This is a genomic window from Arthrobacter sp. zg-Y1116 (assembly GCF_024385485.1).
Classification (GTDB): Bacteria; Actinomycetota; Actinomycetes; order Actinomycetales; family Micrococcaceae; genus Arthrobacter_B.
Map to the genome: position 1 here is coordinate 1,168,939 of NZ_JANFLR010000001.1, position 12,350 is coordinate 1,181,288.

At 64.7% G+C, this 12,350-nt stretch carries 10 protein-coding genes; 8 read left to right on the forward strand and 2 right to left on the reverse strand.

The window, feature by feature from the left end; translation table 11 throughout:
- The first annotated feature begins 54 nt into the window (after positions 1 to 54).
- The 6 genes from NNX34_RS05540 (at position 55) to NNX34_RS05565 (ending at position 6,754) form a co-directional block, all read left to right on the forward strand.
- Positions 55 to 585, forward strand: coding sequence for an NUDIX hydrolase (locus tag NNX34_RS05540; protein ID WP_255765503.1), 531 nt, complete (start codon positions 55 to 57; stop codon positions 583 to 585).
- A gap of 110 nt (positions 586 to 695) precedes the next feature.
- Positions 696 to 2,309, forward strand: coding sequence for a murein biosynthesis integral membrane protein MurJ (murJ, locus tag NNX34_RS05545; RefSeq protein ID WP_255765504.1), 1,614 nt, complete (start codon positions 696 to 698; stop codon positions 2,307 to 2,309).
- A gap of 166 nt (positions 2,310 to 2,475) precedes the next feature.
- Positions 2,476 to 3,978 (forward strand): ABC transporter substrate-binding protein, encoded by a 1,503-nt coding sequence (locus NNX34_RS05550; RefSeq protein ID WP_255765505.1) that lies wholly within the window; start codon positions 2,476 to 2,478, stop codon positions 3,976 to 3,978.
- Positions 3,979 to 4,156: 178 nt separating this feature from the next.
- On the forward strand, positions 4,157 to 5,200 hold the full coding sequence (trxB, locus tag NNX34_RS05555; protein WP_255765506.1) for a thioredoxin-disulfide reductase: 1,044 nt from the start codon (positions 4,157 to 4,159) through the stop codon (positions 5,198 to 5,200).
- Between the two features lie 27 nt (positions 5,201 to 5,227).
- Positions 5,228 to 5,554, forward strand: coding sequence for a thioredoxin (trxA, locus tag NNX34_RS05560; protein WP_229951243.1), 327 nt, complete (start codon positions 5,228 to 5,230; stop codon positions 5,552 to 5,554).
- A 6-nt stretch (positions 5,555 to 5,560) separates the two neighbouring features.
- On the forward strand, positions 5,561 to 6,754 hold the full coding sequence (locus tag NNX34_RS05565) for a peptidoglycan-binding protein (protein ID WP_255765507.1): 1,194 nt from the start codon (positions 5,561 to 5,563) through the stop codon (positions 6,752 to 6,754).
- Here the strand turns inward: NNX34_RS05565 and NNX34_RS05570 are convergent.
- On the reverse strand, positions 6,751 to 7,425 hold the full coding sequence (locus NNX34_RS05570) for a class I SAM-dependent methyltransferase (RefSeq protein ID WP_255765508.1): 675 nt from the start codon (positions 7,423 to 7,425) through the stop codon (positions 6,751 to 6,753). The two genes, NNX34_RS05565 and NNX34_RS05570, sit on opposite strands and share 4 nt — an antisense overlap.
- A 74-nt stretch (positions 7,426 to 7,499) precedes the next feature.
- Between NNX34_RS05570 and NNX34_RS05575 the strand changes: the two genes are divergently transcribed.
- Complete coding sequence (locus tag NNX34_RS05575) at positions 7,500 to 8,759, forward strand: DUF1116 domain-containing protein (RefSeq protein WP_255765509.1); 1,260 nt, start codon at positions 7,500 to 7,502, stop codon at positions 8,757 to 8,759.
- 77 nt (positions 8,760 to 8,836) lie between these two features.
- On the opposite strand, the gene NNX34_RS05580 is transcribed toward NNX34_RS05575, so the two are convergent.
- Positions 8,837 to 9,400 carry a transcriptional regulator gene (locus NNX34_RS05580; protein WP_255765510.1) on the reverse strand — a complete coding sequence of 188 codons (564 nt, stop codon included), beginning with the start codon at positions 9,398 to 9,400 and terminating at the stop codon, positions 8,837 to 8,839.
- A 59-nt stretch (positions 9,401 to 9,459) separates the two neighbouring features.
- On the opposite strand from NNX34_RS05580, the gene NNX34_RS05585 reads away from it, so the two are divergent.
- The gene (locus NNX34_RS05585) at positions 9,460 to 10,746 is read left to right on the forward strand and encodes an MFS transporter (RefSeq protein WP_255765511.1); all 1,287 of its coding nucleotides are present in this window, start codon (positions 9,460 to 9,462) and stop codon (positions 10,744 to 10,746) included.
- Positions 10,747 to 12,350: the final 1,604 nt, after the last annotated feature.

The following is a 12,350-nucleotide window of genomic DNA, read 5'->3' on the forward strand; positions in this document are numbered from 1 at the left end:
CGGCAGCCCGCATAACAGTCATCATCCCCCGGCAAAGATCGTTACAGTGGGAGTATGGCCCATCCCGTACCGAGCGCGCCCAAGCGGACCCCGTTGACTGCGTCAATGGGTGGCGCCGGTGCGCATTCGGTACATGCCCCCCTCCCCACGGTGGAGGAGGTTTCTGCCGGCGGGATTGTGGTCGACACCTCAACGGAGCAGTTGCACGTGGCGATTATTGCCCGCCTGAACCGCGGCGGCCGGCTGGAATGGTGCCTGCCGAAGGGCCACCCGGAAAACGACGAAGACAGCCAGGCTGCTGCCATCCGCGAAATTGCGGAGGAAACGGGCATCGACGGCCGCATCCTGACGGCGCTGGGCAGCATCGATTACTGGTTTACGGTCAGCGGGCACCGGGTGCATAAGACGGTCCACCACTTCCTCCTGGAAGCCTGCGGCGGGCACCTGACCATCGAGAACGATCCGGACCACGAAGCTGTGGACGTCGCCTGGGTTCCGCTGGCGGAGCTCGGCCGGAGGCTCTCCTTCCCCAACGAGCGCCGCATCGCGGACCTCGCCCGCGAGATCCTCCCCCGCTACCTGTGACTCCCCCGGTGCGCAGCGCCGTTTGAGGCAATCCGTACCGGAGGTGAGAACATAGGGTCACGATGGCCGAAAAGAACATAGCCCCCAGTACTACGCGTTCGAGTGTTGTGATGGCATCGGGAACCCTGGTTTCCCGTGTCCTTGGACTGGTCCGCACCGCCCTGTTGGCAATCGCCATCGGCAGCACCGGACTGGTCACCGATATCTTCAGCTCAGCGAACGTGCTGCCGAACTTTATCTACCTGATGGTGGCCGGCGGTGTCTTCAACGCAGTGCTGGTTCCGCAGATCATCAAGGCGAGCAAGCGGCCTGACCGGGGTGCCGAGTACGTTTCCCGGATCCTCACGCTCTGCCTCCTCGTGCTCGCCGGCATAGCCCTCGTGGCCACGCTCGCGGCACCCGTGATCCTGTCCACGGTCCTGTCGCTGGGCCCGGACCAGCTGACGCTGGCGACCACCTTCGCCTACTGGCTTTTCCCGCAGATCTTCTTCTACGGCGCCTACGCGGTGATCGGGCAGATCCTCAACGCCAACGGCAGGTTCGGTGCCTATATGTGGGCGCCCGTGGTCAACAACATCATCGCGATCGCCGGCCTGCTCGTCTTCATTACGTTCATCGGCAGGGAGGAGACGTCGTCGTTCTCGCCGGAGAACTGGACTTCGCAGGCCACCCTCATCCTGGCCGGCAGCACCACCCTCGGCATTGTGATGCAGGCAGTGGTCCTGCTGGTCCCGCTGCGCCGCCTGGGCCTGGGGCTGCGTCCCTCGTTCGGGCTTCGCGGGGTGGGCCTGAGGGAAACCGGGAAGGTGGCCAAGTGGACGATCATCACCATGCTCGTGGGCAACGGCGCTTACCTGGTCTACACGGCCGTGGCCACGATCGCCTCGGAAGCGCGGCCGGAATACCAAGCCATGGGCCGTGAGATTGCCGGGCAGATGAACCTGGAAACGGCGTCGATGCTGTACATCATTCCGCACTCGGTCATCACGTTGTCCCTCGCCACGGTGCTCTTCAACCAGATGTCCCACGCCTATGCGGAGAAAAACTACGACGGCGTCCGGGAGACCCTTTCACAGGGGCTCCGGGCCATCGGGGTGGCCACTGTCTTTTGCTCTGCGGTGCTGATTGTCCTGGCCGGACCGATCAGCATCTGGTTCAGCGGCGGATCGAATGTTTCCGCCGCGCTGCAGGCCCAGGTGCTGGTGCTGCTGGCCATCACCGCGCCCTTCCTCAGTGCCACCTTCCTGATGAACCGTGCCTTCTATGCCAACGAGGACGCGAAGACCCCGCTCGTTATGCAGCTGATCCTGTCGGCCTTCGGCATTGCGCTTGCCCTGGGGGCGGCCGCCCTGCCGGCGGACCAGATCATCTTCGCCCTGGCAATTGCCTATTCCCTGGGCAACGTCGCGGCCGTCGTCCTCAGCCATATTTTCCTCCGCCGCAGCCTCGGCGATTACGGCGGAGCCCGGGTCTTCGACGTCCACGTCCGGCTCGTGGTTGCCGCTTTGGCCGCCGGCGCCGTCGGTTCGGCCGCCTTGGCCCTGCTGGGCGGGTACTCGGCCGACGGCTTCGCCTGGCAGTCGGTGCCTTCCGCCACAGTGGTCCTGGTGGTCTGCGGCTCCCTGATGGCCGTGGCGTACTACTTCATGCTGCGGGTTCTGAAGGTCTCCGAGCTGGACGCGTTCCTGGCACCGCTCCTTGCCAAACTCCGGCGGACTCCCTAAAGTGCCGCTTCCGGCATTCTGCTTTCGGCACGGGTAGCATGGGAACAAAGCAGGCAGTTCAGGACTGCGGCAGCCGGCCGTGTTCCGTGTCCGTGAACGAACATCCGAGTACGCAATGTCAGATAAGCCTGACGCAGTCTTATTGCCGTTTTCATGGGAGGAACACGTGCCACAGTCCGTAGACGTCGGTTCAGTGCTGGGCGGACGTTACAAGGTGACAGCCCTTGTACTCGCTTCAGCTGAGCAGGACATGGTGCTCGATGGTGTGGACCAGGTCCTGAACCGTTCCGTCAGCATCCTCGTAGCCGCCCCCATGAATGCCAGCCAGGTCTCGGCAAGCGCCCGCGAAATCGCCACCGGTGAACGCCATGGCAATGTCCAGGTGCTGGATTTGGGCGTCAGCGACGGCCGCACGTACCTGATCACGAATACCGCCAGCGCGGCGGATCTCCTGGATCTCGTGATTGAGCGCGATGCCCCCTACGTCGAGCCTTTCTTCACCGACACCCTGGGCTCGGAAATCTTCGGCATGCCCCGTTCCCGCGAACCGGAAACCGTCGAAGAAGACCGCTACGTCGAACATGAGGAGCGCGAGCCGCGCAAGCCGCTGCTCTCCGGGTCGCACAAGCCCAAGCTCCCCCGGTTCGGACGCAACGCTGCTGCTGCCGGAGCCGGGGCTGCTGCCGGAACCGGAGCCGGGGCCGCTGCGGCGGAGCGCGATCTTCAGTTCGGCGAGGCCGCCGACGCTCCGGCAGAGGCCGCCACCGGCGGTGCCAACGTTCCCCCGGCTCCCACTACCCGGCCCAAGCAGTCCGCCGCAGAAGCCCGGCCGGCAAAGGTCACCAAGTGGGAAGATGACGAGCCCCAGTCGGCACCGGTTCCGGAACGGAACTCCCGCTCTGCGTCGACCTTCCCCAAGTCCGCCCTGGCGGCAGGCGGTTACGACGATGACGGCTACGGGTACGGCGATCCGGACGACGACTACGAAGAGGACAGCGCCGAGGAGAAGCCGAACCGCAAGTCCGGCCGCGTGCTTATCGGAGCGGTCCTGAGCCTCGTGCTTGTCCTCGCAGTGGTGCTGGCGGTTTCCCAGCTGGGCAAAATGGGCGATATCTTCGGATCCGACCCGGAAGCCGGTGCATCCACCGCCCCCACGCAGGAGGCTGCACAGGCCGCCCCGAGCGCGGACGCCGCCGCACCTGCACCGGCACCGGAGATTGCCGGCATCACACGTCTGGTTCCAGGCAATCCGCAGCTTGATTCGGCCAACGACGGCGCGCTGCCGCAGATCATCGACGGCAACCCGTCCTCGTACTGGTCCAGCTACGTCTACGCCAGTGACACGTTCGGCGGGCTCGCCCCCAGCTTGGCCTTGGTGGTGGACCTGGGTGCGGATTCGGCGGTCAACGAGGTCAACATCACCCAGCTGAACGGCACGGGCGGCAGCTTCTCCGTAATGCTCAACGACACTCCGGACCTGGAGGGTGCGACGTCGGTTGCCCAGAGCGGCTTTACCGGTCCCACCACCAGCATTCCGGTGCCGAAGACGGATGGCCAGGCTGCCACTGCCCGCTACGTGATCGTCAACTTCACGCAGCTGCCCCGGCTTAACGGGGTCCAGGCTGCTTACCCGTGGGGACTCAGGATCGCCGAAATCGGCGTGTCCTGACTACTACGCTCCGGACCGGCCGTCCGGCTGTGATGAGCATGTCCAGCGCCGGGCTGCCGGAATAAGCTGGACCCGGTATCCGTTGTGCCGGGTGATCCACTTATGAATCGGTCCTTTCGGATCGGTCCGTATTTTTAGTTCGACACCGTAGTTCAACAAGGAAGAGGAACACCCCCCAGTGAGCACCGCAAACTCCGTTGCCACAGACGGCGCCGCTGCTGCCGGCGACGTCCGCGAGGTCATCATCGTCGGTTCCGGCCCTTCCGGATACACGGCAGCCGTTTACGCGGCACGTGCCAATCTGAAGCCGCTCCTGATTGCGAGCTCCGTCACCGCCGGTGGGGAGCTCATGAACACCACCGATGTGGAGAACTTCCCCGGCTTCCCCGAAGGCGTCATGGGGCCGGACCTGATGGCCAACTTCGAAAAGCAGGCCGCCCGTTTCGGCACCGAAATCCTTTTCGAGGACGTCACCGAGGTGGACCTGACCGGCGACATCAAAACGGTGACGATCGGCACGGGCGAGACCTTCCGCGCCCGTGCAGTCATCATCTCCACCGGGTCCGCCTACCGTGAACTGGGACTGCCGGACGAGAAGCGCCTTTCCGGCCGCGGTGTCAGCTGGTGTGCTACCTGCGACGGCTTCTTCTTCAAGGGCCAGGACATCGCCGTCATCGGCGGCGGCGACTCCGCTTTGGAGGAAGCACTGTTCCTGACCAAGTTCGCTTCTTCGGTAACCGTGGTGCACCGCCGCGACAGCCTGCGGGCCTCCAAGATCATGCAGGAGCGGGCCCTTTCCCACGAGAAGATCCGCTTCGCCTGGGATTCGGAAGTAGCCGCCATCCGCGGCGAGGACAAGGTCACCGGCCTCGTGCTGCGCAGCACCAAGGACGGTTCCGAATCCGAGCTTCCCGTCACGGGTGTGTTCGTGGCCATCGGCAACGACCCCCGGGTGGACCTGGTCCGCGGCCAGCTTGAACTCACCGAGGAGGGCACCATCGCGGTCCTCGGACGCACCTCCAAGACGTCCCTTCCGGGCGTCTTCGCGGCGGGCGACGTCATCGATCCGACCTACCGGCAGGCCATCACCGCCTCCGGCTCCGGCTGTGTGGCCGCCGTCGACGTCGAGCACTACCTCGCCGATCTGGGCGATTCCGTCCCCACCGCGGCGGAGGTCCCCACCCCGCCGTCCGAGGCTGTTTCCGAACACGCAGCCCTCTAATTCCGTTCCTCGCTTAGGAGAGCAAAAATGAGCAGTGCAAAAGCAGTAACCGATGCTTCTTTCGGTACCGATGTCCTGACCGCGGACAAGCCCGTAATCGTGGACTTCTGGGCTGAATGGTGCGGCCCGTGCCGCATGCTGTCCCCCATCCTCGACGATATTGCCGCCCAGTACAGCGACAAGGTGGACGTTGTGAAGGTGAACGTGGATGAAAACCCCGCGATCGCCGCTCAGTACGGCATCACCTCCATCCCGGCGGTGTACGTGTTCCAGGGCGGTGAGGTTGCGGCGACTTCCATCGGCGCAAAGCCGAAGCAGGTCCTGGAGCAGGAATTCGCGGCCTTCCTGAAGTAAACAGCAATGAGTGTGCATGGTGAAAGCCTGCGGAGGCTGGATGCCAGCCGGCGTGTGGTGGCGCTTCGTGAAGCGCTGCTGCGCGCCGGCGTCACCCTGTCCTACCTGGCACCGGACGCGGTAAACGATCCGACTATTTTCGATGACCACGTTGACGCGGCGGTCCGCGCGTTCCAGCAGAGCCGAGGCCTGATTGTCGACGGCGTTGCCGGTCCGGACACCCAGCGGGCCTTGTCCGAAGCGCAGTTCCGCTTTGGCGACCGGACCCTGAACTATGTTGAGGGCGGGCAGCTGCGGGGCGACGACGTCGCCGAACTCCAGCGCCACCTGTCCCACTTGGGGTTCTACTACGGCCACATCGACGGCAGTTTCGGGGTGCGTACCCGCTACGCCGTGGCCGAGCTGCAGCAGAACCTCGGGCTGCCGGGTACCGGCGTGTGCGACGCCGACACCATGCGTTCCATGTCCCGCGTGAACCGCGCCATCTCGCCGAGCCAGGCGTTCGCCCTGCGCGACTACGAACGGCTGGACCGATCAACCGCGGCCCTGCGCGGACGTGTTATCTCCGTGAACATCGGCCGTGCGCGGCTGGTGTCTCCGCACGGCGTCGAGCGGCTCAGCGGGGATCCGCTGACCGAGCTGCTGGTCACCACTGACATCGCCGGGCGTGTAGAACGCATCCTGCGTGAATTCGGTGCCCGGCTGGTTCCGCAGCAAAGCGGTGCGGCCACCGAATCGGGGTCTCGGCGGAACGTGCCCAGCCTGAACCTGGATATCCATTGTGACTGGCTGGACCAGCAGGCCGCCTCGGGGATGGCTGCCTACTACTGGGGCCTACCCGGTACCGGTGAGGCACGCTCCCCCATCGGCCACAGGGCCGCCGTCCTGCTTTTGAAGGAACTGGGTGCCCGTACCGACTTGGACAATCTGGGCGTGCATGCCCGGACCTGGGACACGCTCAAGGTGCCCGGTGTACCCTCCGTGGGCCTCGATCTGGGCTACCTCAGCAATGCGCACGACGCCGAGCGCCTCGCCGATCCGGTTTTCCGCCAGACGGTTGCCGATTCAATCGTGATTGGCATCCAGCGCCTGTACCTCCTCGAGGAGGAGGACCAGCCCACGGGCACCCTGGCTTTGGACGACGTCCTCAAGTTCAACCCGACGGAAGAGCCGGCTACCAGGCGGGTTTCCGGCCTCTAGGCCGTTCTGCCGCTTTTCCCGGCGCTGATGAACCCCTGCGCATAGCGTTCCGCAGCTGTCGGGGAGCGGAGCAGGTGTTCATCAACCTGGAAATCTTCGCCCTCCAGCAGCGCGGCGGTTTCCGGGATGTCGTGGAGGTAGCCCGTGAGTTCCACGGTATGTCCGTAGGCCGTCGTTATTCGACGGGAACCCGTTCCTGCCTGAAAACCCAACAGGAGCCGGCCGCCGGGACGCAGGATCCGTCGAAACTCGGCGAAAACCGCCGGCAGCCCTGCAGGCGGGGTATGGATAATCGAATACCAGGCCAGAACCCCGTGAAATGACCCGTCGCCGTACGGCAACGAGGACATCGCCGTGACCTCGAACTGCCGATGCGGATGTGCCTTCCGGGCCTGCCGGACCATGCCTGCGGAAATGTCGCACCCTTCGATGGCCAGCGGCGCCAGGGTGTCGAGATAGGTAATCATTCGGCCGGCTCCGCACCCCGCATCCAGGACGGCCGCCCCGGACGGCAGTGAACCGGCGAACCTGCGCACCATGGCCAAGTCCAGCTCGTCCTCCGGGTCTCCCTCCCTGCCGGCAGTGGGGATCAGCTCCGCGTAGGCCTGGGAAACAAGGTTGTAGGCCCGGGCGACGGCGCCGGGGACACTGTGCAGGGCTCCCTCGTTCATCGCACCAACGTACCGTGCCGTATGCCATGCTTCTGGCATGACGGTCCGGGGAATGCCATGGCGACGGAAATAATGTGACGACGACGACAAGGGATGCTTCCCGACTCTCTGCCAACGAAGCAGCTGTCGAGGCAATGCTTTCCGCGGAGCCCGAGTTGATCGACGTTCTCCCGGCCCTGGAGGCAGTTCCGGGCATGGCCAAGGACATCATCCTCGTCTCGGGTCCGCTGATGCGGTGGCAGGATTACACGGGTTGCCAACGCTTGGCGGTTGTCGGCGCGGCTGTATTCGAAGGACTTGCAGCCTCTCCGGCAGAGGCTGACGGCTTGCTCCGCTCCGGCGCGATCCGGCTGGCCTCCTGCCACGAGTACGGTGCCGTAGGTTCGCTAACGGGCGTTTGTTCCGCCTCCATGCCCGTACTGGTTGTACAGGACCGTCTGTCCGGGCGCACCGCTACATGCAGGACGAATGAAGGCGCGGGGACGCGGGCCCTTACGTTCGGCTCCCAGGGACCAGCAGTCAACGCCAACCTGGCCCGCATCAGGGACCGAGTGGCGCCGGCCCTGGCACGTATCCTCCGGGCATCTCCGATACCGCTCCTGCCGATCATGGCCCGGGCGCTGGCCATGGGCGACGAACTGCACGGCAGGCAGACTGCTGCCGGGCTGCTGTTCCGGAACGCCGTCCTGGAACGCCTCGTCCACCTCCGGGGCAATGCCCCGGAGACCCCTGCGTTGCTGGCCTACCTCGACACAGCGGAATTCCATTTCCTGCACGTCGCGATGGCAGCCGCAAAGGTTATTGCGGACAGATCAGACTCAATTCCAGGGAGCTCAATCGTCACGGCCATGGCGATGAACGAGAAGGAGTTCGCAGTCCGGGTTTCCGGCTTGCCGGGCCAGTGGTTCCGCGCACCCCTACCGCCGATCTCCGGGTTTCCCGGAAGAATCATGGCGCCCTGGACGCCCGCCGATCTGGGGTACAGCGGTGGTGACAGCTTGATTATGGAAACGCTGGGGCTGGGGGGCGCCGCTGCGGCGGCGGCTCCGGCCCTGAGTCCGGTCTCCGTCGGGACTCCGGCGCAAATGATGGAACTGACGAGCTCCCTGTACGCGGTTGCATCGTCGGAGCACCCGACGATGCGGATTCCGGCACTGGGCGGGCGCGGGGTCCCTTGGGGTATGGACGCTGTCGCGATCGTGGAGCGCCGCCTCGTACCTCCGGTGCACATCGGGGCGACACTGCGGAGCGGCGGACTTGCCGGCGCCATTTATTTCACCCCGCCGCTGCAACCCTTTATCGACGCAATCGAGCGCCTGCAGTCAATCGTCTGATCCGTTTCACGTGAAACAACACGTTTCCTGCCGCCTCGCAGCCCGGCGTCTTCGTCCGATATGACCCGCCTAAACCCTCAAGGGTTGCCCTCACCTCCTCTTTCCGGATTCTGCTCCGGGTGCCGATCAGGATGGATGGCCATAAAGACCGAGTAGTGGGTGCTGCCCTCAGGCGGTTCTTCGGCCTCGAACTCATCCAGCAGGCACTGGACACGTTCGAGGAGCCGGGCATGTCCTTCTTCCGTGAGGCGTACACCCAGCCGGGAGATTCCGACCTGATCCGATGCAGGGAGCTGTCCCACCTCGGACACGAACGCACCGATCATTGCGCCCCGCAAGCGCAGATCCCGGCCGTCGAGATTCAACCGCCACGACTTCCCCGTGGCACGGTAGGGGATCTCATATGCGCCACTCGGTCCGGACCGCGCCTCTTGGGGTTCGAGGAAGCCTGCCGAGACCAGCTTGCGGACGTGATAAAGCACCGTTGCCGGGTTGGCGCCGAGCATGGTTGCAATTTCCTTGTTGGTCAGCTGCTCTTTCATGCAGAGCCGCAAAATGCGGATACGCATTGCCGAGGCAAGAGCCTTCGCCTCTTCCTCACTCGCTGAACGCCGAGGGACCTGGCCGCTCTCCTCTGTCATGTGTGCAGAATACCAGAGTGCTATTGACAAATATCAATCGATTGACCAGAGTCAACCGCATGACGACTGAAGACGGCGGCGCAGCCACGGTTCCTGGCGGCGTCCTGCGGGACCGTGACTTCCGATTCCTGTTCTATTCCACCTCCTTGAGCCAACTTGGGCAGCAGGTATCCAGTCTCGCCTTGCCACTCGTGGCGGTGGTGACGCTGACTGCCAGTGAATTCGAAGTGGGGCTGCTTTCGGCCCTGAGTACCGCTGCGTTCCTGTTGATTGGCTTGCCCGCCGGGGTCTGGGTCGATCGGATGCGGTACCGCCACGTGCTCGTCTCGTCGGACCTGATTCGGGCAGCGGTCCTGCTCACTGTTCCGCTCGCCTGGTGGCTCGGGGTGTTGACAGTCTGGCAGCTCTACGTCGTGGCGCTGCTCATCGGCGTTTTCAGCGTCTTTTTTGACGTCGCTTACCAGAGCTTTCTGCCGCGCCTTGTCGGGCGTGACCATTTGGTTGAAGGAAATGCCAAGTTGGAAACGGTGCACTCGGTTGCCCAACTCGCTGGTCCGGTCGCAGCCGGCCAGTTGATCGCCTGGCTGACGGCACCTGTTGCCCTGGCCCTGGATGCCATCGCGATGGGGTTGTCCGCACTATTCGTTGGGCGTATGCGGCACCGGCAGCCCAAGCCGGAGCCGGTACCGGGATCCCGGCTGGGCACGGACATCGCAGAGGGCCTGCGTTTCGTCCTGGGCAACCCCCTGCTGCGGGCGATTGCCGGGTCCACAGGACTGTTCAACCTGGCTTTCGCGGCCTACATGGCGATGCTGGTGTTCTTCCTTCCTAGAGAAGTCGGCCTGGGCGCGCACCAAATCGGCATAGTCTTTTCGGTCCTCGGGGTGGGCGGCCTTGCCGGCGCCCTGGCTACCCGTCGACTGACCCTGTGGCTGGGTGAAGGACCCGCCATTTGTTGGTCCGTGGCGGCGACAGCTCCCTTTGCGCTCCTGATGCCTGCGGCGGGGGGCGAATGGTCGGTTTGGCTCGGCGCGGCCGGGCTTGCTGTGGCCAGCTTCGGCATGGTCGTCTACAACGTCACGCAGGTGAGCTTCCGGCAAAGACTGACTCCGGACCGCCTGCTAGGCCGCATGAACGCAACCATGCGTTTCCTGGTCTGGGGAACCCAGCCCGTCGGCGCGCTGCTAGGCGGCCTGCTTGGACAGCTATACGGAGCTGAGGCGGCGCTGTGGATCGCGGCGGCGGCGGCCTGTGTCGCCTTCCTGCCCGTCACCTTGTCTCCCCTGCGGAGCATGCGGAAGCTACCCGATGAACAGCCGGCATCGACCGCGCCTTCCGGCCCGTAAGCCTTCATATGTTCTTCCACCGCTGACGCCGAGTACAAGTTCGGCGTCGCGTTTCACGTGAAACACGACGCCGATGGCGGACTTGGTCTGCGTGTGCGGTGCGCTGCTTGGTGCTGGGCGCCGGGGGGGGTGGGGGCTGAGTGCCGGGTGCCGGGTGCCGGGTGCCGGGTGCCGGGTGCTCAATACTGAGCGTTGGGGGCTGAGAGTGAAAGCATAATCGTTGTCGACCACAGACTGCTTCTCTCTTCCTCCAGGATCCAGCAGCGGCGCAACTACGCCGTATTCGTTCCTACCCGCCCGACGGCAATGAATGACATGGTCGATCAGGGTGGATGAATAACATCCTCAGGCTCCGGGAGGGCTCCCTCACTGCACCAGACACGTCACGGGCCGGGTGAAGCCGAGCCCCACCGGGGCTGCCGCACGCTGGGCAGGGTCCCCGAGCGGCAGGCAATCGTCGGCACGAGCGTGGCTGCGCAAGACAAGTGAGCTCCCTCCCTGCCCCTGCCCCTGCCCCCACCCTCCCTGCCCTGCCCTGCCCTGCTCTGCACTGCCGTTCACAGCAGTGCACTGCCCTTCACCGCACTCCACTTCACTTCACTTCACTTCCCACACAAGTCCCTACTCGACAGCCCTGCACACAATCCGCCTCTATCAAGGCATACCCGTGGTGTTGGGACGGCGCAGCTAGACATACGCCAAGGGCCGCGTTTACGCCAAGCGGCGATATCCGCTGCAGCGCTTCCGCCTGGGCAGAGCTTGGAAACGCCACGAACCCGACTCCAGGGACCCGCCACACATCCGCTGCCACCATTGTTCGTGGTTCGATTCCCTTCTTGCCTTCGCTTAGATGTTCTCTGAAGCAGCAGTGTGTAGTTGTTTCCACCGGAGATCCGACGTTTTTAAGGCAGCGTTGGGGGTAGATATCGTCTAGTTGCGGACGATAGGTCATAGGACTCGCCACACGAAAACAAGGCAACGCGCACTGAGCGCGCATCCGAGAACCGAAACGGGAGGCTGTATCGGCGGTAGCGTGCGCCGGTAGCTTGATGGCATTCTCGGCTCTCTGGACGACTCCCTGACGCCCGGCAAAAGGAAGATAGGCATTGGAAACTGGTGTGCCGGGGGGCCGCCCAGAGCGTGCCTATGACCCGGCAGGGCGGGCAGGTGGGCCGGCAGGCGGGCAGGCCGGCAGGCGGGCACGCAGGCGGGCACGCAGGCCTGCCTGCAGGGCAGGGCGGGCAGGCCGGCAGACAGTCGGGCACGCAAGCCGGCGGCAGGCAGGGCACGCAGGCTGACAGAGAACCGGTCGGTGCACGGGGTAACCCGCCGAAGACATCCCTGCCATCCCAGGCCGCGCCTAAAGCCGCTCCAGAGAGTACGATTCCTAGCACCCACGCCTTGCCATCCCCGGCACAGCAACCTTGGGAGGGGTTCCCCTGGAGGGCGCCGTGGCCCCAGTTTCACGTGAAACACCGCCAGGCGCTGGCCCCAGTTCTAAGAATTCATACGCAGCCTTTGCTGCGACGGGGTGCACAGAGAGCCGCTTTGCAGGCCCCAATCCGGCCGCGCTCTACCGTGTACGGCGGTTGGACATGTCATCT